The organism is Streptomyces sp. MAI_2237 (assembly GCF_054189285.1).
The window spans coordinates 3,054,095-3,077,964 of record NZ_JAJPGQ010000003.1 but is presented as its reverse complement, the minus strand read 5'-3'; the positions used below and the strand labels follow the sequence as shown (position 1 = coordinate 3,077,964).

Below are 23,870 nucleotides of genomic sequence, written 5' to 3'. Positions count from 1 at the left end.
AGCCTCAGGTCCCGCGCGTCCACTGCTGGTTGGTGGCTCCGCTGCAGGTGTAGGTGATGATGGCGGCGGAGTTGGCGGTGGACGCGCCGGACACGTCCAGGCACTCGCCGGTGGCGCGGGCCTTGATGTTCACGTAGGAGCCGGAGGTCACCACCGACCACTGCTGGGCGGTGGCGCCGGTGCAGTTCTCCTGGGTGACGGTGGAGGCGTTCTCCTGAAGGCACAGGGAGCTCCCCCGGCCCATCAGCGCGTAGTAGCCGGTACCGAGATCCTTGAACCACCACTTCTGGTTGGTGCCGCTGTTGCAGGTGTACTGGCTGATCGCGGCGCCCTGCCACAGCGACTGGTTCGGCACGTCCGCGCACTTGCCGCTGTTGCGGGCGACGAGCGTGTTGTACGTGGCGGCGGTCCCGGCGACCGTGCCCGCGGCGGTGTCGACCATGACCTCCGGGTACCAGGACAGGGACAGGGAGGTCGAACTCGGGAACGTCAGCGGCAGCCAGACGTAGCGCGAGTCGTTGACCGTGCCGCCGAAGGAGTTGCCCCAGCGGTCGCCCATGTAGAGGTACGAGGTGCCCGAGGTGCCGGTGACCGGGAGCACGTACGCGGTCTGGGAGTTGTAGGCCGTGGAGTCGCCGACGTTCGTCCACGACGTCCACGGGCCCGAGAGGGAGGTCGCGGTGGCGTACTGCTGCTGGTTGGGGCTCCAGCCGGTGGCTCCGGACGTGAGCATGAAGTAGACGCCGCCCCGCTTGAACAGCGCGGGAGCCTCGCGGTGGCCGCCCGGCCAGGGGTTGGCGACCAGGCTGTCGATCGCCGTGTAGTCGGCGGTGAGCCGGTAGATGTGCAGGTCGTAGTTCTCGTTGGCCGCCGAGACCATGTACGCCGTGCCGTCGGTGTCGACGAAGGTGGTGATGTCCCGGGACATGTACTGCCCGAGCGGCTGGAAGCTGCCCCGGTAGGTGTAGCTGCCGTCGACGGTGTCGGAGACGGCGACGGCCGCGCGGGCCTGGCTGTAGTCGACGCCGTTCTCCTTGTGCATCCACATCACGAACTTGCCGGTGGAGGCGTTGTAGATGACCTTCGGGCGCTCGATGTAGGCGGTGGCCAGCTCGGAGGCGGAGGACTGGGTCAGGACGTGGTTCCTGAACTCCCAGTTCTTCAGGTCGGTGGAGCGGTAGGCGTCCACGTACCGGAAGGTGTTGTCGGCGTTGCGGTCCTCGCCGAACCAGTAGTAGTACGAGCCGACCTTGATGACCCCGCCGCCGTGGGCGTGCACGGGGTTGCCCGAAGTATCCGTGAACTGGGTGCCGTTGGTGATCGTCTGGGTGGCCGCCTGGGCCGGGCCCGCGGTCGCGAGGGCGCCGAACAGGCCCAGGCAGAGGGCGAGCAGCACCGCGTGGGCACGTCTCATCTCACAACTCTCCTTCGCTTCGGTCGGCGGCCGTGTCGGCCACGGGGATGCCGAAGTCGGGGGTGCCGTCCGGGTTCCAGCCGAGCTTCTGGACCCGGGTGTGCCGGTTGGGGTCGTTCAGGGGATCGCCTGTGATCTCCTTGTACGGGCGGGCGTGGTAGACGAGGACGTCGCTGCGGCCGTCCTCGGCGACCGTGAAGCAGTTGTGGCCGGGTCCGTACTGCTTGGTGGTGTCGTTGCTGGTGAAGACGGGGACCGGGGACTTGGACCAGGTGGCGGGGTCCATCAGGTCGGCGTCCGCGGCGGCCGTGAGCAGACCCATGCAGTAGTGGTGATCGGTGGCCGACGCCGAGTAGGACAGGAACAGGCGGCCGTTGCGGGCGAGGACGGCGGGGCCCTCGTTGACCTTGTAGCCGACGCACTCCCAGTCGAACTCCGGTGTCGACAGGCGCACCTGAGGCCCGGTCAGGGTCCACGGGTTCGCCATCCTCGACAGCCACAGGGCCGTGTTGTTGTCCATGTCGGGCTCGTGCTGGGCCCAGACGAGGTAGCGGGTGCCGCGGTGGCTGAAGGTGGTGGCGTCCAGGGAGAAGGTCTCCCAGGCGGTCTTCACCTGCCCCTTCTCCACCCATGTGCCCCTGAACGGGTCGGGGTCGGCGTTCTCCAGGACCCAGATGCGGATGTCCCAGACGCTCTCGGCGGGCGCGGAGGCGAAGTAGACGTACCACTTGCCGCCGATGCGGTGGATTTCCGGCGCCCAGATGTGCGCGCCCATGACACCGGTGGCGTGCTTGGTCCAGATGACCGACTCCGTTGCGGTCGCGAGGCCGTTCAGGGTGCGGGAGCGGCGCAGGACGATGCGGTCGTACTCGGGGACGGTGGCGGTGAAGTAGTAGAAGCCGTCGGCGTGACGGTGGACGAAGGGATCGGCGCGCTGCCGGACGAGCGGGTTCACGAACGGGGCGGCCTTCGGCCTCGGTGCTGCGTCGGCCGTCCCGGGGGCCGCCGCCAGGGCGCCCGCTGCGAGGGCGGCTCCCTTCAGCATCAGGCGGCGCGTGGGGGGCGGGGTGCTGGCGGGCAGGTCGTCATCGCGGCTCATACGGCTTGCCTCTCGGGGCGCGGGGGGAGTGTTCGAGATGTCAAACAACATCTGTCATGACGAACGCCGAAAAGGTAAGGGTGTGGAACCTGGAGGTCAACGGGTCTGACGGGTCCGACAGGAAGCGCTTTCACAATTCTTGTCGCGGCACCCGTTCTTCGGCCTGCTCCCCGGGGCTCGCGGCGCCGGCCGTCCGACGGCGGGGGTACGCCGGACGGCGGAGCGGCGGTGGCGGGGACGCGGCGCAGCGGCGCAGCGGCGCCGGCTGACGGCGCAGCGGCGGTGGCGGGGACTGCCGCCTTCGGCGGAGCGGCGGCAGGTGTGCGGTGCGGGGCTGAAATCAGGCCCGCGCCGCCTCCGGGGTCTCCTCCGGCTGCCGGCCCCGCAGCCACACGTACACCGGGATGCCCGCGAACAGGAACAGCACACCCTGGTAGACGGCGGCGTAACCGGCGCCCGCGATCAGCCAGAACGAGAACGCGAAGGACAGCGCCGCGACGATCAGGTCGCGGACCAGGCCCGCCGGGCGGACCCGCTCCCGGGTGCCCCGGGCGAGCCAGAACAGCTGGGCCGCCGCCGACAGCAGGTACGGCACGCAGCCGGTGAACGTGGTGATCAGGACGAGGACGCGGAAGGTGGAGTCGGGGCCCGCCGTGTAGTTGAGGGCGATCAGGAGCGTGCCGAGGACCGCCACCGCCCAGACGCCGAAGCCGGGCACACCGCCCCTGCCCACCTTGGCGAACGGCTTCGGGAACAGTCCGTCGCGGGCTGCGGCGTACGGCATCTGCGCGGCCAGCAGGATCCAGCCGTTGAGGCAGCCGGTGATCGAGGCGACGGCGACGAGCGCGATGGCGGTGCCGCCCCAGGAGCCGCCGGTGATCGCGTTCACCGCGTCGGCGAAGGGCGCGCCGGAGTCGACCAGCCGGTCGTGCGGAACCAGCCCGAAGACCGCGACGGTGCCCAGGATGTACACCAGCGCGGAGGCGAGCGTGCCGAGGACGCTCGCGCGGCCGACGTTGCGCTCGGGGTCGTCCACCTCGCCCGCGCTGACCGCGGCCGACTCGACGCCGAGGAAGCTGTACAGCAGCAGCGCGGCCGCGGCGGCGAGCGCGCCCGGCGTGCTGTCGCCGGAGGCGTTGAACGGCCCGAAGTTGTCCGGGTCGACGAAGAACAGCCCGATCGTGGCCACCAGCAGCAGCGGGACGAATTTGAGGACCGTGGAGACGATCTGGACCGCGCCGACCCAGCGGGTGCCGGCGAAGTTGGCGGCGGCGGGCAGCCACAGCGCGGCCAGGGCGACGGCCCCTTCGAGGGTGTGGTCGCCGTGCAGGGGGATCAGGACGTCGACGTAGCCGACGACCGCGACGGCGAGGGCGGCGATGCTGACCCAGCACATCGTCCAGTACGACCACGCCGACAGGAATCCCGCGAACGGGCCGAAGGCGTCGCGCGGGTAGACGTACAGACCGCCGGTGACGGGGCTGCGCCGGGCCAGGCTGCCGAACAGCAGGGCGAGCAGCACGGCGGCGACCGACAGGACGGCGAAGGCGAGCAGACTGACCGTGCCGTAGGGGGCGACGGCGGCGGGCAGCGCGAAGATGCCGCCGCCGATGATGTTGCCCATGACGAGCGCGGTGGCGGCGGCCGGGCCGAAGGTGCGGCGGCGCGGGGCGGGGGCCGCCGGGGTGCCGGACGGGTCGGTGGCCTCGGTGGGGCTGGGGGCGGTCATGGTGGTTCCAGATGCAGGCGGGCGGGGAGGGCGTGATCGTAACCCGGCGTCCCACATGCTGGGCGCAGTGTTCACCTGCTGGACACATGCCGTCGGTCGGGGGCCGTTCGCCTAGCCTCGTGGCATGACCAGCGACACCTCCCTCGCCGCCGCCCTCGCCGCCGGAACCGTCGTCCTCGACGGCGGCATGTCCAACCAGCTCGAGTCCGCCGGGCACGACCTGAGCGACGAGCTGTGGTCGGCGCGGCTGCTCGCCGAGCGGCCCGAGGCGATCACCGAGGCCCACCTCGCCTACTTCGAGGCCGGCGCGGACGTGGCGATCACCGCCAGCTACCAGGCCACGTTCGAGGGCTTCGCGAAGCGCGGGATCGGTCGCGAGCAGGCGGCCGAACTCCTCGCGCTGAGCGTCGAGGCGGCGCGTGAGGCGGCGCGGCGGGCGGCGGCGAAGGGAGTCACCCGGCCGTTGTGGGTGGCCGCCTCGGTGGGCCCGTACGGCGCGATGCTCGCGGACGGCTCCGAGTACCGGGGGCGGTACGGGCTGAGCGTGGACGAACTCGCCGACTTCCACCGGCCGCGCGTCGAGGTGCTGGCCGCGGCCCGTCCCGACGTGCTCGCCCTGGAGACGGTCCCCGACGCCGACGAGGCACGGGCGCTGCTGCGGGTGGTGCGGGGGCTCGGGGTGCCGGCCTGGCTGTCGTACACCGTGGACGGCGAGCGCACCCGCGCCGGGCAGCCGCTGGAGGAGGCGTTCGCCCTGGCCGCCGATGTGGACGAGGTGATCGCGGTGGGCGTCAACTGCTGTGCCCCGCAGGACGTCGACGGCGCGGTCCGGACCGCCGCGCGCGTCACCGGCAAGCCGGTGGTCGTCTACCCCAACAGCGGCGAGGCCTGGGATGCCGGGGCCCGCGCCTGGGACGGGCGCTCCAGCTTCACGCCCGAGGAGGTCACGGGCTGGCGGGCGTCTGGGGCACGGCTGATCGGCGGGTGCTGCCGGGTGGGACCGGAGGCGATCGCCGGGATCGCGGCGGCGCTGACGCCGTGAGGGAACGCCGGCCCACTCCCCCGGCGCACTGCCGACCCCCGGACGGAAACCTGCGGCGGCTTCCGTCTTCCGGGATTCCGGGACTCCGGGACGCCGGGACTCCGGGACTCCGGGGCGGCGATGACGCGGCGCGCTTCGGTCGGGCAACCGGTCCAGGCGGGCAAGGCACACGTCCAGCGCCCCGCCCCAGCCGTGGCCGGCCACCGGCCGAGCGGCCCGGCTCAGCCGCGCCGTACTCCGGTCGAGCGCCGCAGCCGTCGGACCGTCGCGCGCAGGTCCGCCGTGCGGGCGGGTGACGGGTCCGTCACCGCAGTGACGGGGGGCTCGCCGGGCGTCGCGCCGGGCGCGGTCCACAGGGCCAGTTCGGCGTCGCGCGGACCGTAGGCCGTGCGGGGCTCGTCGGCGTCGAAGATCCGCACCGGATGCCGCGCGTCCCAGGCCTCCCAGCCGGGGTCGCCGTCGGCGGCGAAGCGCACCCACGCGCCGTGCATCGCGTCGGCCAGTTCCTGCGGCGCTTCGTCACCGGCCAGCTTGCGCGACTCCGGTACGTCGCCGCTGTCGAAGACGAAGCCGAGTTCCAGCGCGTGGCAGGAGCCGAGGCCGGGCAGGCCCGAGGGCCAGGCGAACTCGTAGACCCAGGAGCCTGCGGGGCGGGCGTCGGCCAGGCGGTGCAGGGGGCGGCGCAGCAGGTGGTCGGTGACCATCTGGCCGACGATCTCGGCGGTCCCGGCCCGCGGGTGCAGGGCGCGGTAGCCGCGGGGCACCTCGGTGCCGCAGTGGCAGCGGGCCATGGCGCCGGCGAGGGCGACGGCCCCGAGCCGGTCGAGGCGTTCCAGCAGGCCGCCGGGGACGAGCCAGAGGCGGTACTCGTCGCTGGTCCAGCCCATCATCAGGTCGACGCCGGTGGCCGCGTCGCCGTCGACGAGGGCCTCCAGCGGGTCGCGCGGGACGAGGTCGCCGTCGACGACGATGCCGAAGGAGGGGCCGCCGAGCACCGGGCTGCTGAGCCGGCCCACCTCGGCCTGGGTGCGCAGCAGCAGCTCGCGGTCGACCTCGGCGAAGGCGGCGGCGGTGGCGGGGATCTTCAGGCGGGTGGCCATACGGCGCACCATGCGCCGTACCTTGTCCCGTTCGAACGCCTCGGGCGGCCCGCTCTGCAGGACCGCCCGCCGCACGAGCCCCTGCGCCTGCGGGGCGGCCAGCAGGGCGCCGGCGCTGATCGCCCCCGCGGACTGTCCGGCGAGGGTGACGCGGTCCGGGTCGCCGCCGAAGGCCGCTATCGCGTCGCGCACCCATGTCAGGGCGGCGAGCTGGTCGCGCAGTCCGGGGTTGGCGGGGGCGTCCGGGAACAGTCCGTAGCCCTCGACCCCCAGCCGGTAGTTCACCGAGACGAAGACGACGCCGTCGCGGGCGAAGGTCCGCCCGTCGTACACGGGGACGGCGGACGAGCCCCTGGTCAGAGCGCCGCCGTGCAGCCACACCAGGACCGGGAGCCGGGCTCCGGGGCCCGGCTCCGGCGTCCACACGTTGAGGTTGAGGCAGTCGTCGCCCGGCACGACGGGGTCGGACAGGTACTTGTCGAAGGCTTCGGAGTACGGCGGTTTCGGCGCCGTCGGCCCGAAGGCGCCCGCGTCACGGACGCCGTCCCAGGGCTCGGGCGGGACGGGCGGCCGGAACCGGCGGGGACCGAAGGGAGGGGCGGCGTACGGGATGCCCCGGAAGACCGCGACGCCCTGCTCGAACCGACCTCGTACCGCCCCGTACGGGGTGCTCACCACGGGGTCCGCCTGGATTGCTGCCGTCATGGGCTCACCAGCCTCCTCACCGCGCTACTGCACCGGTAAGACCACAGCACCACAGATCGCCGCGATATTCCGGTGGGGAGGGCGCTTCGGGGGGCCGCACGAGGTACCCCCGGGAGCTCCGGGCCGGGAGCCCGGGCCGGTCGTGGCCGGGAGCCCAGGCCGGTCGTGGCCGCCGGAAGGCCCGGCTGCCCCGACCGCCTCCGGCCCCCCTCGCCCGCCGCCGCGTTCGAAGTTTCGAAAGCCGGGGCCTGTGAAGACCTGGCGAAGTCGCCCTCTTCCCCGCTCCAGCCCGCGAACCTAGGGTAGGAAGCGCTTACTGCCGTGCACCTGTCGAAACTTTTCATGGCCCTCGGGCGGGCCGGAGAGGTGGTTCCCTATGGTCCGTACGGGGAGTGCCGGCGTGGCCGCCGGTCCGACGCTGGCCGTGGTGGCCCGCGAGGCGGGGGTCTCCGTGCCGACCGCGTCCAAGGTGGTCAACGGCCGCGAGGACGTGGCTCCGGAGACGCGCCGGCGGGTGACGGAGGCGCTCGACCGGCTCGGCTACGTCCGCAGGCCCCGGTTCGACGCGGCGAAGGTCCCCGGCCTGGTCGACCTGGTCGTGCACTCGCTCGACAGTTCCTGGTCGGGCGCGATCCTGCAGGGCGTCGAGGGGGCCGCGCACGACGCGGGGCTGGAGGTCGTGGTCTCGGCGGGGCTGACCCGGACGCGGGGCGCGCGGCCGGAGCGCGGCTGGCTGGACAAGCTGATCGCGCGCGGCTCCTCCGGGGTGCTGTTCAACCTGTCCGAGCTGACGCAGTCGCAGTACGCCTGGCTGGACCAGCACCGCATTCCGTACGTCCTGATCGACCCGGTGCTGGAACCGCCGCCGGGTGTCGTGTCGGTGGGCGCGGCGAACTGGCAGGGCGGTGTGACGGCGACCGAGCACCTTCTGGCGCTCGGCCACCGGCGCATCGCGGTGATCGCCGGGCATCAGCGCAAGATGTGCAGCAGCGCGCGAGTCGCCGGCTACCGCTCGGCCCTCGCCTCGGCGGGCGTGCGGCACCGTCCGGAGTACGTCCGCCACGCCGGGTTCGACGAGTCCGTCGCCCACCGCCGCATGCTGGACCTCCTGGACCTGCGGGAGCCTCCGACGGCCGTCTTCGTCTGCTCGGACCGCATGGCGCTCGGGGTGTACGAGGCGCTGGCCGAGCGGGGGTTGAGGGTGCCCGAGGAGGTCAGCGTCGTGGGCTTCGACGACCTGCCCGAGTCCCGTTGGGTCACTCCCGCGCTCACCACCGTCCGCCAGCCGCTGTCGGAGATGGCGGCGACGGCCCTGCATCTACTGGTCCGCATGATGGAGGGCGACCGCCCGGAGGGGACGCGCACGGAGTTGTCGACGCGGCTGGTGCGGCGGGCGAGCACGGCACGCGCGCCGATGCCCCAGGCGTGACCGGTGACCGCGGGGCCCGTTGCGGTGGCGTGTGCCGCGAACCGATCATGGCTGTCATGGAGCGACCGAGTCAGTTCATCGAATGCGGCGGCCTGGTGCTGCGACGCTGGCGGCCGCAGGACGACTTCACCCCGGCGTTCAGGCTGATCGAGGAGTCGGTGGACCACCTGCGTCCCTGGATGGGCTGGGTCGCCCGGCACGGCGAGGAGACCACCCGGGACTTCCTCGCGAAGGCCGAGTCGAAGTGGGCGGCCGACGAGGCGTACAACTACGCCATCGCCGAGGGCGGCACGCTCGTCGGCATGTGCCAGACCTACCGCGTGGAGGCGCCCGCCCGCTGGCGGATGGGGTACTGGCTGCACCCGGCGGCCACCGGCCGGGGCATCGCCACGAGAGCGACGGCCGCCCTGGTCGCCGAGATGTTCGCCCTGCCGGGCGTGGAGTACGTGGAGATCACCCACGACCTGGCCAACACGGCCAGTGGCAGGGTTCCGCGCCGTCTGGGGTTCACCGAGATCGGCCACGAGCGGACCCTGCCGGAAACGCCCTCGCTCGTCGGCGTCGACGTGGTCTGGCGCCTGGACCGCCCCGGCACGCCGGCCGACGGCACTACGGCTCGGTGAGCGTCCGCCCCGCCCAGCCGATGCCGCCGCGCAGGTGCTCCCGGAACTCGGGCGACGCGTAGGCCTCGGCGGTGTGGCCGAGTGCCGTGTAGAACACCCGGCCCGCGCCCTGCTCCCGGCACCACGCCAGCGGATGGTCGGCGCCCATGCCGCCGCCTTCGTACGACGACTCGTCGGCGCTCATCAACACCCGCACCCGGTCGCGGGGGTTGGTGCGGAAGTCGTACCACTCGTCGGTGAAGTCCCAGGCGGCGGGCAGGTGCCGGGTGGCCGGATGCGCGCGGTCCTCGACGACGGCCCGTCCCGGCTGGAGCGCGGGGTGCCGGTCGAAGCGGGCGCCCAGCAACTCGCCGTAGTACGGCCAGTCGTACTCCGTGCAGGCCGCCGCGTGCACCCCGGCGAACCCTCCGCCGTCCTCGATGTAGGCGGCCAGCCGCTCCCGTCCGGCCGGGGTGAGCACCTCGCCGCTGGTGGAGAGGAAGACGACGGCGGCGTAACCGTGCAGGGGGCTCTCGAAGACGGCGGGATCTTCGCTGTGGTCCACCTCCAGATCATCGAGCGCGCGCATGGCGGCGACGGCGGCCGGTATGGAGTCGTGGCGGTAGTCGGTGGTGCGCGTGTAGACGAGGAGTCGGGGGGCCATGGACGCGAGCCTAACCGGGGACCAGGGGTGTTCCCGGTCCCCTGACCGCCGCGAGATCGACGCCCGGGCCTCCTGCCGAGGTCACCGCACAGGTGTTCCATCGGGGGCCGGTCGCCCCCTAGCCTCGACTGCGATGAACGCCATTCCCGCGCATCTCGACCATCTCGTCCTCGCGACCCCCGACCTGGCGGCGACGGTCGCCGACTTCACGCGGCGCACGGGCGTCGCGCCCGCTCCCGGCGGCGCCCACGTGGGCCGCGGGACGCGCAACTTCCTGGTGGCGCTGGGCGGTGGCAGCTATCTGGAGATCATCGGGCCGGACCCGGAGCAGACCGATCCGGACGGTCCGCGCCCGTTCGCCGTCGACGAGCTGGCGGCCGCGCGCACGGTGACCTGGGCCGTCAGCCCGCCCGACCTGGACGCCGCGGTCGCCGCCGCCCGGGCCCGCGGCTACGATCCGGGCGCCATCCGCCCGATGAGCCGCCGCCGCCCCGACGGCACCCTCCTGCGGTGGCGGCTGACCGACGGCGACACCCAGCACCCCTCGGGCCTGGTGCCCTTCCTCATCGACTGGGGGTCCGCCGTCCACCCCTCCGCCTCGGGGCTGCCCGTCACCCCGCTGCTCCGGCTGTCGGCGAGCGCCCCCGACCCGGCCGAGCTCCGCCCGCTGCTGGCCGCCGTGGACGCCGAACTCCCCCTGACCGAGGGGCCGGTGGCCCTCACCTTCACCCTGGACACCCCGCACGGCCCCGTCACCTTCTCCTGACCCCCGAGCCGGCTCTGTCCGATTCCTTCAAGACCGCCGTCAGGTCCGCTGCCTACGGTGGCGGCATGACTCCACGATGCGCCGTGATCGGCCTGGTCGCCTCCGACATGGCGGCCTCACTCGCCTTCTACCGCCGCCTCGGCCTCGTCTTCCCCGACGGCGCCGAGGACCAGCCGCACGTCGAGGCCGAACTGCCCGGCGGGCTGACCCTCGCCCTGGACACCGAGGAGACGATCCGCTCCTTCCACCCGGGGTGGCGCCCGCCGCGCGGCGGCGGGCGGATCGCGCTGGCCTTCCGGTGCGGGTCGCCCGCCGAGGTCGACACGCTGTACGAGGACCTCGTGGGCGCCGGCCACCACGGCGAGCTCAAGCCGTGGGACGCCTTCTGGGGCCAGCGGTACGCGGTCGTGCACGACCCGGACGGCAACGGCGTCGACCTGTTCGCGCAGCTACCCCAGCAGTAGCCGGCCGAGCGGCACCCCGGCCAACTCCTTGACGTCACGGGCCAGATGGGCCTGGTCGGCGAACCCGGCCCGGGCGGCCGTCTCCGCGAACGGCAGCCCCTCCCGGGCCATCCCCACGGCCCGCTGCAACCGCAGCACGCGGGCCAGCGTCTTGGGCCCGTACCCGAAGGCCACCAGCGCCCGCCGGTGCAACTGCCGGACCCCGAGGCCCAGTTCGTCGGCGGCCCGGCCGACGGGACGGCCCGCGTCGAGGGCCGCGACCAGGTGCCGCAGCAGCGGGTCAGGGGGTGCGGCGGCCGCGGCCAGCCGCACCGCCGCCTCCTCCAGGCCCAGGGCCGGTTCGGGGGCCGCGTCGACCAGTGCGGCGAGCCGGCGGACCTCCGCGGCGGGCCGCAGTGCGGCGAGTTCGGCGCGCCGGTCGCGCAACTCGTGCGCGGGCACGCCGAGGATCGAGGGCGCGGTCCCGGGGAAGAAGCGGACGCCCGTCCAGAGGCCGGGCGCGCCGTCGGTGACGTAGGCGCGGGTGTCGGGTCCGGCGACGAGCAGCCGGCCGTCGTGCCAGAGCAGGTCCATGCATCCGTCGGGCAGCACCCGCCCCACGCCGGCCTCGGCCGGGGTGTTGCGCCACACGACCGCTCCGGGGAGCCGGGAGGGCCTCTCCTCGTACACGCCCGCCAGCCTACGCGCGCGCGGGTGCCGGCCGCCCCCGGTGTTCCTGCGGGCTGACGCCGTGGACCCGCTTGAACGCGGTGGACAGGGCGAAGGCGCTGCCGTAGCCGACGCGGCGGGCGATCGCCTCCAGGGTGTCGTCGGTGTCGCGCAGCGCGTCCGCGGCCAGGGCGAGCCGCCAGCCGGTCAGGTAGGTCATCACGGGTTCGCCCACCAGGCCGGTGAAGCGCCGGGCGAGCGCCGCGCGGGACACTCCGGCCCTGGCGGCCAGTGAGGCCACGGTCCAGGGGTGCGCGGGGTCGTTCTGGACCAGCCGCAGCACCCGCCCCACCACCGGGTCGCCCAGCGCCCGGTACCACGCGGGCGCCGCCGCCTCGGGGCGGGCGAACCAGGCCCGCAGCGCGGTGATGACCAGCAGGTCGAGGAGCCGGTCTAGGACGACTTCCTGCCCCGGTTCGTCGCGGACGATCTCCTCCATGAGCATCGGTGTGAGCGGGCTCGGCCACATGCCGGAGGTCAGCGCCAGCAGGGGCGGCAGGACGTCCAGCAACCGTCCGCCGACCTCGCCCTGCCACAGGTATGTGCCGATCAGCAGGACGGCCGAGCCGTCCGGCCGGTCGCCCCAGGTGCGCACGCCGAGGTCCATGGAGCCGTTCAGGGACCGCCCGTCGGGGTAGCTGCACTCCGCACCCGGCAGGATCACCACCTGCGGCCGCGTTCCGGGGGCGTCGCCGCAGGTGTAGGGGTCGGGGCCGCGGGCGATCGCGAGGTCACCGGCCCGCAGCCGAACCGGCTCCCCCGCCTCCGGCGTGACCCAGGCGTCGCCGCGGACCAGGAGCATCACGGTCAGCGGGGCCCGGTCCTCCACCCGCACGGCCCAGGGCGGGTCGAAACACGCCCGGATCATGAAGGCGCCACGCGCGCGGGGGCCTTCCAGCAGACCTGCGAGGGCGTCCATGGCGGTCAGCGTAGACGCGCGCGGCGGAGGCGGCGGACGGTTCCCGGGGAGCCGTCAGGGGCTCTCCGGTTTGTGCGGCGGGTGGGTGCTCTTGACGTGGGTGCGCAGGCGGGAGGTCACATCCTCCGGTGGGAGGAAGCGGGACCAGCGCTCGGGGAACTCCGAGGGCATGTCGGGGTCGTCGGGATCGGCGTCGATTCCGGCCGCGGCGCGGGCCACGTGTTCGGCCAGCTGGGCCTCGCGCAGCCGCTCGTTGGCGGCGCGGGCCGCGGCCGTGGCCGCCGCCGGCCACACCCGGTCGATCGCCGCGTTGACCGCGGCCCCGACGAGCACGGCGAAGGCGCCCACCCCGATCCACAGCAGCACGGCGACGGAGGCGGCGAGGGAGCCGTAGATGGAGGCGCCCTCGATGGTGCTGGTGAGGTAGATGCGCAGCAGGAAGCTGCAGACGACCCACATCGCCAGGGCCACCAGCGCGCCGGGCACGTCCTCGATCCACGGGGACCGCACGGGAACGGACACGTGGTAGAGCGTGGTCAGGAAGACGATCGACAGGATGATGACCACGGGCCAGTACAGGACCTGCACCAGCGTCTCCGACCACGGCACGATCCGCACCACCGCGTCCGGGCCCGCGACCATCAGGGGCAGCGCGACCGACCCGATCACCAGGGCCGCGAGAAACAGCAGGAACGCCACGATCCGGGTCTTGACGATGCCGCGCACGCCGTCGAGCCCGTACATGACGGTGATGGTGTCGATGAAGACGTTGACCGCGCGGGAGCCCGACCACAGGGCGAACAGGAAGCCGATGGAGATGACGTCGGGTCTGCCGCCCTTCATCACGTCGTGCAGGATCGGTACGGCGATCTCGTTGACGCCCTTCTCGGACAGGACGGTCTGCGACGCGTTCAGGAGGTTCGTCTCCAGGCTGGAGATGCTGTCGGTGCCGGTCCAGGCGTCGACGTAGCCGAGCAGGCCGATGAGGCTGAGCAGCAGTGGCGGCACGGACAGCAGCGTGAAGAACGCGGCCTCCGCCGCGAGGCCGAGGATGCGGTACTCCATGCAGGAGTTGACGGTGTCCTTGAGCAGCAGCCAGGCGGTCCTGCGCTTGGAGACGTTCCGGTAGAGGGCACGCGCCCGGTGGAGACGGCCGGAGGGCCGCGGCGAGGACTCACTTGCTGACTGCACGACCTAACGGTATCCGGCGGGTCCACGTGCGCTCATCCCCCGGCCCCGGGCAACACGGCCGGAAACCCGCGCCGCGACCCGGCCACGTAACTGTCATGTCCCCGTAGACCGGAATGTTCCCGGCCGGGTCGTGCTGACCGGCGCCGAGAGCGGGTACTTTCGCGGCATGGCAGGCACCACGCACACCGTGTCCAACCAGCCCCCACCGCTGACCGGCTACGACGTCTACTCCACCGACCGCGCGCTCACCGAGGCCGTCGACCGGCACGTCTCCCCCGACCTGCTCGACGAGGTCCACGGCGAGCTGGCCGCACTCGGCCGGGCCTCCGGGTCCGCCCAGGTGCAGGAGTGGGGCGCGCAGGCCAACGACAACCCGCCCCGGCTGCGCACCCACGACCGCCACGGCCACCGCGTCGACGAGGTCGAGTTCCATCCGGCCTGGCACCGCGTGCTCGGCAAGGGCGTCGGCGCCGGACTCACCGCTGCCTGGGCCCGCCCCGCGGGCCATGTGCGCAGAGCGGCGGCGTTCCTGGTGTGGACGCAGGTCGAGGCCGGCAACCTCTGCCCGCTGTCCATGACCCACGCCGCCGTCCCCGCGCTGCGGACCGACCCGGATCTCGCCGCCACGTGGGAACCCCGACTCACGTCCATGATCTACGACCGCGAGCTGCGGCCCGCCCGCCTGAAGGCCGGCGCCCTGTTCGGGATGGGCATGACGGAGAAGCAGGGCGGCAGCGACGTACGCGCCAACACGACGGCCGCGACACCGCTCGCGGAGGAGGGGACGTACACGCTCACCGGGCACAAGTGGTTCTGCTCGGCGCCCATGTCCGACGGCTTCCTGGTCCTCGCCCAGGCACCGGAGGGGCTCACCTGCTTCCTCGTGCCCCGCGTCCTGGAGGACGGCTCCCGCAACGTCTTCCTGCTGCAACGCCTGAAGGACAAGCTCGGCAACCGCTCCAACGCCTCCGCCGAGGTCGAGTTCGACGGGACCTGGGCGCGGCGGGTCGGTGAGGAGGGGCGCGGGGTGCGCACCATCATCGACATGGTGGCCGCGACCCGGCTGGACTGCGTGCTCGGTTCGGCCGGCCTGATGCGGCAGGCGGTAGCGCAGGCCGTCCACCACTGCACGTACCGCGAGGCCTTCGGCGGCAAGCTCGTCGACAAGCCGCTGATGCGCAACGTGCTCGCCGACCTCGCCCTGGAGTCCGAGGCAGCGACCGTCCTGGCGCTTCGCCTCGCGGCCGCCTGTGACGACGGCGGCGAGCAGGAACGGGCGCTGCTGCGGCTCGCGGTGCCGGCCGCCAAGTACTGGGTGACCAAGCGGTGTACGCCCGTCGTCGTCGAGGCCGCCGAGTGCCTGGGCGGCAACGGCTACGTCGAGGAGTCGGGGCTGCCCCGGCTGGTGCGCGAGTCGCCGCTGAACTCCGTCTGGGAGGGCGCGGGGAACGTGCAGGCCCTGGACGTGCTGCGCGCCCTGCGCCGGGAGCCGACGGCGCTGAACGCCTACCTCCAGGAGGTGGGCCGGGCCAGGGGCGCCGACCACCGCCTCGACCAGGCGATCAAGAACCTGCTGACCGACCTGGCCGACCTGGACGGGATCGAGGCCCGCGCCCGCCGCCTGACGGAACGGCTGGCCCTGGTCCTGCAGGGTTCGCTCCTGGTCCGGTTCGCACCCCCCGAGGTGGCCGACGCCTTCTGCGCCTCCCGCCTGGGCGGCGACGCCGGCACGGCCTTCGGCACCCTCCCCCACACCCTGAACCTGAAGTCGGTGGTGGAACGGGCCCGGCCGCACGACTGACGGGGACGTCACCCACGCAAGGGGCGCGGGGAACTGCGCGACCAGCCACGACCCGACCCGCACCCGCCGTCACACACAAGCCCCCCCAAGGCGAGGTCGGCCCCATCGCCGAAGGCAAAGGCAGGGGTGGTGCTGCGCCGACACGGCACCACCCCCGCCGCACTGGCCCGGTCGAGGCCGCGAACGCCGCTCGGGACGGCGTCGCTCAATATTCAAACAGTCCGGGAGCGTTCACCAGGGTTGCAGGGGGTTGCAACTTGCTGCTGTCTGTGGCCGGACTGTGTCCGTCCGTCATGAACCGGCGGCACTATTGGACGGACAGTCAGGACGTTTCCTCCGGGAGGACCCGTGGCACTCTCGCCGACGGACGTGACGCAACTCGCGGTGGTGGACACGGCCCGCGCGGCACGGGTACTGAGCGACGTCCGCTCCGCCGCGCTCTCCGGGCGGCGGGCGCCGGTCCCGCCGCGGCCGGTGATCGAGCAGTCCTGGGGACGCATGCTGCGCAGCGGCGTCGACCCCGACCACGACTTCCGCACCGGGCTGCTGTCCCGGGAGGAGGTGCGGCGGCGCCGGGAGGCCTCGGAGCTCCGGCATGTGCTGCCGGTGCTGCGGGAGGGGCTGCTGTCGGTCGCGGACACCGCCCACCACATCATGGTGATCGCCGACGCCGATGGCCGCGTGCTGTGGCGGGAGGGCAGTTCACCGGTGCTGCGCAAGGCCGACGGGACCGGCTTCGAGATCGGCGCGGACTGGCGGGAGAGCGTCATCGGCACGAACGGCATCGGCACCCCGGTGGTGGAGCGCCGGCCGGTGCAGGTGTTCGCCTCCGAGCACTTCGTGCGCTCGCAGACCTCCTGGACCTGCACCGGCGCGCCCATCACGGACCCGCGCGACGGCCGGCTGCTCGGCGTCGTGGACGTCAGCGGGCCGCTGGAGACGATGCACCCGGCCACCCTCGCCTGGGTCGACTCGGTGGCGAAGCTCGCCGAGTCCAAGCTGCGCGAACTGCATCTGGGCTCGCTGGAACGGCTGCGCTCGGTGGCGGCCCCGGTGCTGGCCCGGGTGGGCGGCCGCGCGCTGGTGGTGGACCGGGACGGCTGGACGGCGGCGGTGACGGGGATGCCGTACACGAGCCGGACCTTCCTGCCCAGGTCCCTCTCAGCGGGCCGCCGGTTGCTGCCGCCGTTCGGGCTGTGCGCGGTGGAGCCGCTGGCCGGGGGCTGGTTGATCCGGGTCTCGGACGAGCAGGTGCCGCGGGTGGCCACCCGGGTCGTCCTGGATCTGACGCGGCCGCGCCGCGGCTCGGTGACGGTGTCCGGGAGCGCCGGCTCGTGGAGCCACGAACTGAGTCCGCGGCACGCCGAGTTGCTGTACCTCCTGGCCCTGCACCGCGACGGCCGCAGCGCGGCGGGCCTGGCCGAGGACGTGTTCGGTGACCCGGCCCGCACGGTGACGGTGCGGGCCGAGATGTCGCGGGTACGGCGTTACCTGGGCGGTCTGCTGGAACACCGCCCCTACCGCTTCGCCGAGAGCGCCGACGTCGAGGTGCTGCTGCCGGACGACCCGCGCGAGCTGTTGCCGCACTCGACGGCGCCGGCGGTGGTGAGCGGGCGAACGCCGGGCGACATGCCAGGAATGTATCCTTCCGCTCCCTCCGAGTGACAACGCGGGCCATCGAGGGAGCATCTTCCGCATATTTGCAGGGTCTTCGCCCTGGACCGCCCCGAACTGCCGTAGCATCCCTCTTCGGGCCACCCCACCTGCTCCTTTGGTCAACACACGGACCAATGAACGCAGTTGGCTCGCCTCGGGAGGACCTATGAAGCAACGTGGCAGGCACCGTCGGCAGAAGCGGGGCCGAGCGCTGCGCGCTTTCCTTGCCGGGACCGCCCTCGCGCTCACCGCGGCGGCCACGATGATCAGCGCCTCGCAGGCGACGGTCAGCAAGGATCCCGGGGGGTTGAAGACCCTCGCCGCGTCCGCCCGCGAGTTCCGGCTGCGGGAGCAGCTGGTGCCACAGGCCACGCTGGACCGGCTCGCCTCCGAGATGGGCAGGCCCGTCGGCGTGAGCGCCGTCCTGGACGACGCCGACCACTCCCTGCGCACGCCGGCCGACTGCACCACCGCCGACCGTGCCGCGCTGCCCGTCGAGCCGGCGGCCACGCGCGCGTACTGCTGGGACGCCGCCGACACCCGCGGCTGGCGGCCCGGCGCCGTCACCACCTCGGGCGACGCCGACGACGACGGCCACTGGGGCGAGCACCGGGTGCTGCTGTCCGGCTGGGCCCACTCCGGCAGGGCGGGCGTGCCGGGGCTGGCCCGGGTCGCCTTCGTCGACGCCGACGACCCCGACAACCTCGTCTACACCTGGGCCCTCCTCGCCGTCCCCGTCGACGGCGGCCGCGACTACCGAGGGCTGGCCTCCGCCGTGTCCGGCATGACCTGGTACCAGGGCAAGCTGCTGGTCACCACGGCCGACGGCCTGTACGTCTACGACCTGCACCGCGTCCAGCGGGCCACCGTCGACAGCGGACAGGTCGGCAAGGTGCCCGGCGGCTGGTCGGCCCACGGCTACCGGTACGTGTTGCCGGCCATCGGCTCCTACCGGCCGGCCGCCGGCGCCGCCCGCCCCGAGGCGATCTCCCTCGACCGCAGCACCGCGCCCGACAGCCTTGTCGCGAGCGAGCGGGTGGCCTCGGACAGCGGCCGGCACACCCGCCTGTGGCGCTACGCGTTCAGCGCCGACCCGGCGCGCGCCGGGCTGCTGGCCACGGACGCCGCCGGACAGGCGTCGGCGACCCGGGCGTACGAGACGAAGACGACCGACGTCACGGGCGTCCTGTCGTACGGCTCGAACTGGTACCTCGACCGCGCGGCGGACCATCAGGCCGGACACGGCACACTGTGGCGGCAGAACAGCCGCGACGCGCGGGCCACCCAGTGCGGCACGGACGAGTCCACCAGTTGCTGGAGCGGCCGGTCCGGCTCCCTGTCCTACTGGGAGGAGACCGGCGAGGTGTGGTCGCAGTCCGGGCAGATGCTCTACGCACTGCCGCTGAGCTCGATCGACAGGTCTCTGAACTGAATCGAAGGGGCCCGGGCATTGATCGACGGGAATCCGAGCGGTGATCGACGGGGCCCGGGCATTGATCGAAGGGGCTCCGAGCGGTGATCGACGATGCTTCGGGCTGATCGACAGGTCTCGGGGCAGATCGACAGATCTCGGGGCCGGATGATTCCCTGGCGGACATGACGAACATCCCCGTGACCACCTGGTCCCTGGAGCAGACCGCCCCGACCGACCTCCTGCCGGCCTCCGCGCCCGAGGGAGACGTCCGGATCGTGCGCTCCGAGGTCCCCTCCCCCGAGTTCAGCCGCTTCCTCTACGCCTCGGTCGGCGGCGACATCCGCTGGACCGACCGGCTGGACTGGACGTACGGGCGGTGGGAGGAGCACCTGGTGCGGCCCGGCGTGGAGACATGGGTGGCCCACGACCGGGGCACGCCCGCCGGGTACGTGGAGCTGGAAGCGCAGGACGACGGGGTCGTGGAGATCGTCTACTTCGGGCTGATCCCCGCCTTCCGGGGCCGCCGGATCGGCGGGCATCTGCTGTCGTACGGCGCTGCCCGCGCCTGGGACCTCGCGGACCGCTGGCCGGGGCGTGACCGCACCAAGCGGGTCTGGCTGCACACCTGCAGCCTTGACGGCGAGCACGCCATGGACAACTACCAGCGCAGGGGCTTCAAGCTCTTCGACACCAAGGTCGAGGAGCAGGCCGAGGTGACCGCTCCCGGCCCGTGGCCCGGCGCCTACCGCGTCTGACCTGCGCGGACAAGAGTCCGTGCACACGGTGTGATCGACGACACCCTTGTCTCGCCTGTCGGGACAAGGGTGTCCGCATCTTGGACGAAGCTGGACTGTGTCCAGATCGCCATGACACGCTTCCGTCATGTCCGGAACTGGAATTGCCTTGGTGAGTCGGCGGCACGTCGACCTCGGCCGCATGTCCAGCGCCATCTGTCCGGCGAGCTGACAGCTCAGAGCCGCCCGACATCTTCTGACATCTCCTCTTTCCCTGCGCAAAGACGCGCACGTATGCCCATGCGCGTGTACGCGCAGGCCAGAGCCGCTTTCCGCCTGTCCCGAAGGACGTAATCACCATGGCCGCCTCCCCGCAGAACCCTGCCGCCGCGACTTCCCGCCGCAAGGTGAGCCGTCACCGTGGCGAGGGTCAGTGGGCCGCGGGGCACTTCACTCCGCTGAACGGCAACGAGCAGTTCAAGAAGGACGACGACGGTCTCAATGTGCGGACACGCATTGAGACGATCTACTCCAAGCGGGGCTTCGACTCGATCGACCCGAGCGACCTGCGCGGACGGATGCGCTGGTGGGGCCTGTACACCCAGCGCAAGCCCGGGATCGACGGCGGCAAGACCGCGATCCTGGAGCCGGAGGAGCTGGACGACAAGTACTTCATGCTGCGGGTGCGCGTCGACGGCGGCCGCCTGACGACCCAGCAGCTGCGGGTGATCGGCGAGATCTCGCAGGAGTTCGCGCGCGGCAGCGCCGACATCACCGACCGGCAGAACATCCAGCTGCACTGGATTCGCATCGAGGACGTGCCGGAGATCTGGGAGCGGCTGGAGGCCGTCGGGCTGTCCACCACCGAGGCCTGCGGCGACTGCCCGCGTGTCGTCATCGGCTCGCCGGTCGCCGGGATCGCCGAGGACGAGATCGTCGACGGCACCTGGGCCATCGAGGAGATCCACGACCGCTACATCGGCAGCAAGGAGTTCTCCAACCTGCCGCGCAAGTTCAAGACGGCGATCTCCGGCTCCCCGCTGCTGGACGTCGTGCACGAGATCAACGACGTGGCGTTCGTCGGCGTCGAGCACCCCGAGCACGGCCCCGGCTTCGACCTGTGGGTCGGCGGCGGACTGTCCACCAACCCCAAGCTCGGCGTCCGGCTCGGCGCCTGGGTGCCGTTGGAGGAGGTCCCGGAGGTGTGGGCCGGCGTGGTCGGCATCTTCCGCGACTGGGGCTACCGCCGGCTGCGCAACCGCGCCCGTCTGAAGTTCCTCGTCGCCGACTGGGGGCCGGAGAAGTTCCGCCAGGTCCTGGAGGACGACTACCTGAGCCGCAAGCTCGTGGACGGCCCCGCGCCCGCCGACCCCTCGGGCCGCTGGCGCGACCACGTCGGTGTGCACCGGCAGAAGGACGGCCGTTTCTACGTCGGTTTCGCCCCGCGCGTCGGCCGCGTCGACGGAACCACCCTCACGAAGATCGCCGAGGTGGCCGAGGCGCACGGTTCGCACCGGGTGCGGACCACCGTCGAGCAGAAGATGATCGTCCTCGATGTCGAGGAGGCGCAGGTCCAGCCGCTGGTGGAGGCTCTGGACGCGCTGGACCTGACGGCCGAGCCGTCGCCGTTCCGGCGGGGCACCATGGCCTGCACCGGCATCGAGTACTGCAAGCTCGCCATCGTCGAGACCAAGCAGCGCGGTTCGTCGCTGATCGACGAACTGGAGCGCCGTATCCCGGACTTCGACGAGCCGATCACCATCAACCTCAACGGCTGCCCGAACGCCTGCGCCCGTATCCAGGTCGCGGACATCGGCCTCAAGGGGCAGTTGGTCCTCAACGACCAGGGCGAGCAGGTAGAGGGCTACCAGGTGCACTTGGGTGGGGCACTCGGCCTGGAGGCCGGCTTCGGCCGCAAGGTGCGCGGCCTGAAGGTCACTTCGGAGGAGCTGCCCGACTACGTCGAGCGCCTCCTGAAGCGGTTCCAGGCGGAGCGCGAGGACGGCGAGCGGTTCGCGGCCTGGGCCGCGCGCGCGTCCGAGGAGGCCCTGTCGTGAGCGAGCGGGCCGCCCCCTTCTACTGCCCCTACTGCGGCGACGAGGACCTGCGTCCCGGCGAGCAGAGCCACGGCGCGTGGGAATGCGCCGCGTGCAACCGGGCCTTCCAGTTGAAGTTCCTCGGGCTGCTGGCCCGGGGCCTTCGGACAGAAGCAGGGGGAGATCAGACATGACCGCGGTGACGGAAGAACGCACCACCGATGACCTCAAGGCGCTCGCCGAGCAGGCGGGCCGCGACCTGGAGGACGCCTCCGCCCTGGAGATCCTGCGGTGGGCGGCGCAGACCTTCGGCAAGCGTTTCTGCGTGACGTCGTCGATGGAGGACGCGGTGGTCGCCCACCTCGCCTCCCGCGCGATGCCCGGCGTCGACGTGGTGTTCCTCGACACCGGCTACCACTTCCCGGAGACCATCGGCACCCGCGACGCCGTCGAGGCCGTGATGGACGTCAACGTCATCACGCTGACGCCGCGTCAGACGGTCGCCGAGCAGGACGCGGAGTACGGCCCGAAGCTGCACGACCGCGACCCCGACCTGTGCTGCAAGCTGCGCAAGGTGCAGCCGCTGGAGCAGGGCCTGCGGAACTACGTGGCCTGGGCGACCGGTCTGCGCCGCGACGAGTCCCCGACCCGGGCGAACACCCCGGTCGTCGGCTGGGACGAGAAGCGGCAGAAGGTCAAGATCTCCCCGATCGCCCGCTGGACCCAGGACGATGTGGACGCCTATGTCACCGAACACGGCGTTCTGACCAACCCGTTGCTGATGGACGGCTACGCGTCCGTCGGCTGCGCCCCCTGCACCCGCCGGGTGCTCGAGGGCGAGGACGCGCGCGCCGGCCGTTGGGCCGGGCGGGCCAAGACCGAGTGCGGGCTGCACTGATGACCACGACGACCGAGGAGTTGCAGGTGACGACCGGAGCCACCGTCTGGCTCACGGGTCTGCCGAGTGCCGGCAAGACCACCATCGCGTACGAGCTGGCCGGCCGGCTGCGCGAGGAGGGCCACCGCGTCGAGGTGCTCGACGGCGACGAGATCCGCGAGTTCATCTCCGCCGGTCTCGGCTTCAGCCGCGAGGACCGGCACACCAACGTGCAGCGCATCGGCTTCCTCGCCGAACTGCTCGCCCGCAACGGCGTCAAGGCGCTGGTCCCGGTCATCGCGCCGTACGCCGACAGCCGCGAGGCGGTGCGCAAGCGCCACCAGGACAGCGGGGCGCCGTACGTCGAGGTGCACGTCGCGACCCCGGTCGAGGTGTGCTCCGTACGGGACGTGAAGGGCCTGTACGCCAAGCAGGCGGCCGGCGAACTGACCGGGCTGACGGGTGTGGACGACCCCTACGAGCAGCCCGAGTCGCCCGACCTGCGCATCGAGTCGCAGCACCAGACCGTCCAGGAGTCCGCGGCCGCGGTCCACGCGCTGCTCACCGAGAGGGGACTGGCATGACGACGACCGTCGCCGAGACCGAGGAGGGCACGGAGGCTCCGTACGCCCTCTCGCACCTGGACGCGCTGGAGTCCGAGGCGGTGCACATCTTCCGTGAGGTGGCGGGTGAGTTCGAGCGGCCGGTGATCCTGTTCTCCGGCGGCAAGGACTCCATCGTCATGCTCCACCTGGCGCTGAAGGCCTTCGCCCCGGCCGCGGTGCCGTTCTCGCTGCTGCACGTGGACACCGGGCACAACTTCCCCGAGGTCCTCGACTACCGCGACCGGGCGGTCGCCCGGCACGGGCTGCGGCTGCACGTCGCCTCCGTGCAGGAGTACATCGACCGCGGTGTCCTCAAGGAGCGCCCGGACGGTACCCGCAACCCGCTGCAGACGCTGCCGCTGACGGAGAAGATCCAGGCCGAGCGGTTCGACGCCGTCTTCGGCGGCGGGCGGCGCGACGAGGAGAAGGCCCGCGCCAAGGAGCGGGTGTTCTCGCTGCGCGACGAGTTCTCCCAGTGGGACCCGCGCCGCCAGCGCCCCGAGCTGTGGAACCTGTACAACGGCCGCCACGCGCCCGGCGAGCACGTCCGCGTCTTCCCGCTGTCCAACTGGACCGAGCTGGACGTGTGGCAGTACATCGCCCGCGAGGGCATCGAGCTGCCGGAGATCTACTTCGCCCACGAGCGCGAGGTGTTCGCCCGCAACGGCATGTGGCTGACGGCCGGCGAGTGGGGCGGCCCCAAGGACGGCGAGACGGTCGAGAAGCGCCTGGTGCGCTACCGCACGGTCGGCGACATGTCCTGCACGGGCGCCGTCGACTCGGACGCCGTGACGCTGGAGCAGGTCATCACCGAGATCGCCGCCTCCCGGCTGACCGAGCGTGGCGCGACGCGTGCCGACGACAAGATGTCCGAGGCCGCGATGGAAGACCGTAAGCGCGAGGGGTACTTCTAAG

At 72.5% G+C, this 23,870-nt stretch carries 23 protein-coding genes; 15 read left to right on the top strand and 8 right to left on the bottom strand.

Annotated elements, in window-relative coordinates; translation table 11 throughout:
• Positions 1 to 4: 4 nt before the first annotated feature.
• The 3 genes from LN251_RS24530 to LN251_RS24520 form a co-directional block, all read right to left on the bottom strand.
• Complete coding sequence (locus LN251_RS24530; protein ID WP_458246270.1) at positions 5 to 1,414, bottom strand: RICIN domain-containing protein; 1,410 nt, start codon at positions 1,412 to 1,414, stop codon at positions 5 to 7.
• Between the two features lies 1 nt (position 1,415).
• Entirely contained in the window at positions 1,416 to 2,513 is a 1,098-nt protein-coding gene (locus LN251_RS24525) for a glycoside hydrolase family 43 protein (RefSeq protein ID WP_458246269.1), read from the bottom strand.
• A gap of 340 nt (positions 2,514 to 2,853) precedes the next feature.
• Positions 2,854 to 4,242: an APC family permease gene (locus LN251_RS24520; protein ID WP_458246268.1), complete on the bottom strand. Its 1,389-nt coding sequence runs from the start codon at positions 4,240 to 4,242 to the stop codon at positions 2,854 to 2,856.
• A gap of 124 nt (positions 4,243 to 4,366) precedes the next feature.
• Between LN251_RS24520 and mmuM the strand changes: the two genes are divergently transcribed.
• Positions 4,367 to 5,284, top strand: a complete 918-nt coding sequence (gene mmuM, locus LN251_RS24515; protein ID WP_458246267.1) for a homocysteine S-methyltransferase — start codon at positions 4,367 to 4,369, stop codon at positions 5,282 to 5,284.
• 221 nt (positions 5,285 to 5,505) lie between these two features.
• Here mmuM and LN251_RS24510 read toward each other — a convergent pair whose 3' ends face one another.
• Positions 5,506 to 7,089: a carboxylesterase/lipase family protein gene (locus LN251_RS24510; protein WP_458246266.1), complete on the bottom strand. Its 1,584-nt coding sequence runs from the start codon at positions 7,087 to 7,089 to the stop codon at positions 5,506 to 5,508.
• Between the two features lie 376 nt (positions 7,090 to 7,465).
• Here LN251_RS24510 and LN251_RS24505 point away from each other — a divergent pair, with 376 nt between their 5' ends.
• Together LN251_RS24505 and LN251_RS24500 are read left to right on the top strand one after the other, a co-directional pair.
• Positions 7,466 to 8,518, top strand: a complete 1,053-nt coding sequence (locus LN251_RS24505) for a LacI family DNA-binding transcriptional regulator (RefSeq protein ID WP_458246265.1) — start codon at positions 7,466 to 7,468, stop codon at positions 8,516 to 8,518.
• 56 nt (positions 8,519 to 8,574) lie between these two features.
• On the top strand, positions 8,575 to 9,141 hold the full coding sequence (locus LN251_RS24500) for a GNAT family N-acetyltransferase (protein WP_458246264.1): 567 nt from the start codon (positions 8,575 to 8,577) through the stop codon (positions 9,139 to 9,141).
• Here LN251_RS24500 and LN251_RS24495 read toward each other — a convergent pair.
• Positions 9,128 to 9,784 (bottom strand): ThuA domain-containing protein, encoded by a 657-nt coding sequence (locus LN251_RS24495; protein ID WP_458246263.1) that lies wholly within the window; start codon positions 9,782 to 9,784, stop codon positions 9,128 to 9,130. The two genes, LN251_RS24500 and LN251_RS24495, sit on opposite strands and share 14 nt — an antisense overlap.
• Before the next feature lie 133 nt (positions 9,785 to 9,917).
• Between LN251_RS24495 and LN251_RS24490 the strand changes: the two genes are divergently transcribed.
• Positions 9,918 to 10,550, top strand: coding sequence for a VOC family protein (locus tag LN251_RS24490; protein WP_458246262.1), 633 nt, complete (start codon positions 9,918 to 9,920; stop codon positions 10,548 to 10,550).
• A gap of 65 nt (positions 10,551 to 10,615) precedes the next feature.
• On the top strand, positions 10,616 to 11,014 hold the full coding sequence (locus tag LN251_RS24485; protein ID WP_458246261.1) for a VOC family protein: 399 nt from the start codon (positions 10,616 to 10,618) through the stop codon (positions 11,012 to 11,014).
• Here LN251_RS24485 and LN251_RS24480 read toward each other — a convergent pair.
• The 3 genes from LN251_RS24480 to LN251_RS24470 are packed head-to-tail and all read right to left on the bottom strand — an operon-like array spanning position 11,000 to position 13,832.
• On the bottom strand, positions 11,000 to 11,683 hold the full coding sequence (locus LN251_RS24480; RefSeq protein WP_458246260.1) for a helix-turn-helix domain-containing protein: 684 nt from the start codon (positions 11,681 to 11,683) through the stop codon (positions 11,000 to 11,002). The genes LN251_RS24485 and LN251_RS24480 overlap by 15 nt on opposite strands.
• Positions 11,684 to 11,693: 10 nt before the next feature.
• Positions 11,694 to 12,641, bottom strand: coding sequence for a cupin domain-containing protein (locus LN251_RS24475; protein ID WP_458246259.1), 948 nt, complete (start codon positions 12,639 to 12,641; stop codon positions 11,694 to 11,696).
• A 54-nt stretch (positions 12,642 to 12,695) separates the two neighbouring features.
• Positions 12,696 to 13,832 (bottom strand): YihY/virulence factor BrkB family protein, encoded by a 1,137-nt coding sequence (locus tag LN251_RS24470; protein WP_458246258.1) that lies wholly within the window; start codon positions 13,830 to 13,832, stop codon positions 12,696 to 12,698.
• Positions 13,833 to 13,998: 166 nt separating this feature from the next.
• On the opposite strand from LN251_RS24470, the gene LN251_RS24465 reads away from it, so the two are divergent.
• The 10 genes from LN251_RS24465 to cysD all read left to right on the top strand — a co-directional run bounded on the left by LN251_RS24465 (position 13,999) and on the right by cysD (position 23,869).
• Complete coding sequence (locus LN251_RS24465) at positions 13,999 to 15,633, top strand: acyl-CoA dehydrogenase family protein (RefSeq protein ID WP_458246257.1); 1,635 nt, start codon at positions 13,999 to 14,001, stop codon at positions 15,631 to 15,633.
• 348 nt (positions 15,634 to 15,981) lie between these two features.
• A complete protein-coding gene (locus LN251_RS24460) occupies positions 15,982 to 17,298 on the top strand; it encodes a GAF domain-containing protein (RefSeq protein ID WP_458246256.1) in 1,317 nt (438 codons plus the stop codon).
• Between the two features lie 157 nt (positions 17,299 to 17,455).
• On the top strand, positions 17,456 to 18,721 hold the full coding sequence (locus tag LN251_RS24455; protein ID WP_458246255.1) for a hypothetical protein: 1,266 nt from the start codon (positions 17,456 to 17,458) through the stop codon (positions 18,719 to 18,721).
• Between the two features lie 164 nt (positions 18,722 to 18,885).
• Positions 18,886 to 19,458, top strand: a complete 573-nt coding sequence (locus LN251_RS24450; protein WP_458246254.1) for a GNAT family N-acetyltransferase — start codon at positions 18,886 to 18,888, stop codon at positions 19,456 to 19,458.
• A 127-nt stretch (positions 19,459 to 19,585) separates the two neighbouring features.
• On the top strand, positions 19,586 to 19,669 hold the full coding sequence (locus LN251_RS24445; protein WP_309486338.1) for a putative leader peptide: 84 nt from the start codon (positions 19,586 to 19,588) through the stop codon (positions 19,667 to 19,669).
• A gap of 127 nt (positions 19,670 to 19,796) precedes the next feature.
• Entirely contained in the window at positions 19,797 to 21,494 is a 1,698-nt protein-coding gene (locus LN251_RS24440; RefSeq protein WP_458246253.1) for a nitrite/sulfite reductase, read from the top strand.
• Complete coding sequence (locus tag LN251_RS24435) at positions 21,491 to 21,667, top strand: hypothetical protein (RefSeq protein WP_458246252.1); 177 nt, start codon at positions 21,491 to 21,493, stop codon at positions 21,665 to 21,667. Before LN251_RS24440 ends, LN251_RS24435 begins: the two co-directional genes overlap by 4 nt.
• Positions 21,664 to 22,371 carry a phosphoadenylyl-sulfate reductase gene (locus tag LN251_RS24430; RefSeq protein ID WP_458246251.1) on the top strand — a complete coding sequence of 236 codons (708 nt, stop codon included), beginning with the start codon at positions 21,664 to 21,666 and terminating at the stop codon, positions 22,369 to 22,371. The genes LN251_RS24435 and LN251_RS24430 overlap by 4 nt, the downstream gene beginning before the upstream one ends.
• A complete protein-coding gene (cysC, locus tag LN251_RS24425) occupies positions 22,371 to 22,934 on the top strand; it encodes an adenylyl-sulfate kinase (protein ID WP_079077873.1) in 564 nt (187 codons plus the stop codon). Before LN251_RS24430 ends, cysC begins: the two co-directional genes overlap by 1 nt.
• Positions 22,931 to 23,869 carry a sulfate adenylyltransferase subunit CysD gene (gene cysD, locus LN251_RS24420; protein WP_458246250.1) on the top strand — a complete coding sequence of 313 codons (939 nt, stop codon included), beginning with the start codon at positions 22,931 to 22,933 and terminating at the stop codon, positions 23,867 to 23,869. The genes cysC and cysD overlap by 4 nt, the downstream gene beginning before the upstream one ends.
• Position 23,870 lies beyond the last annotated feature (1 nt).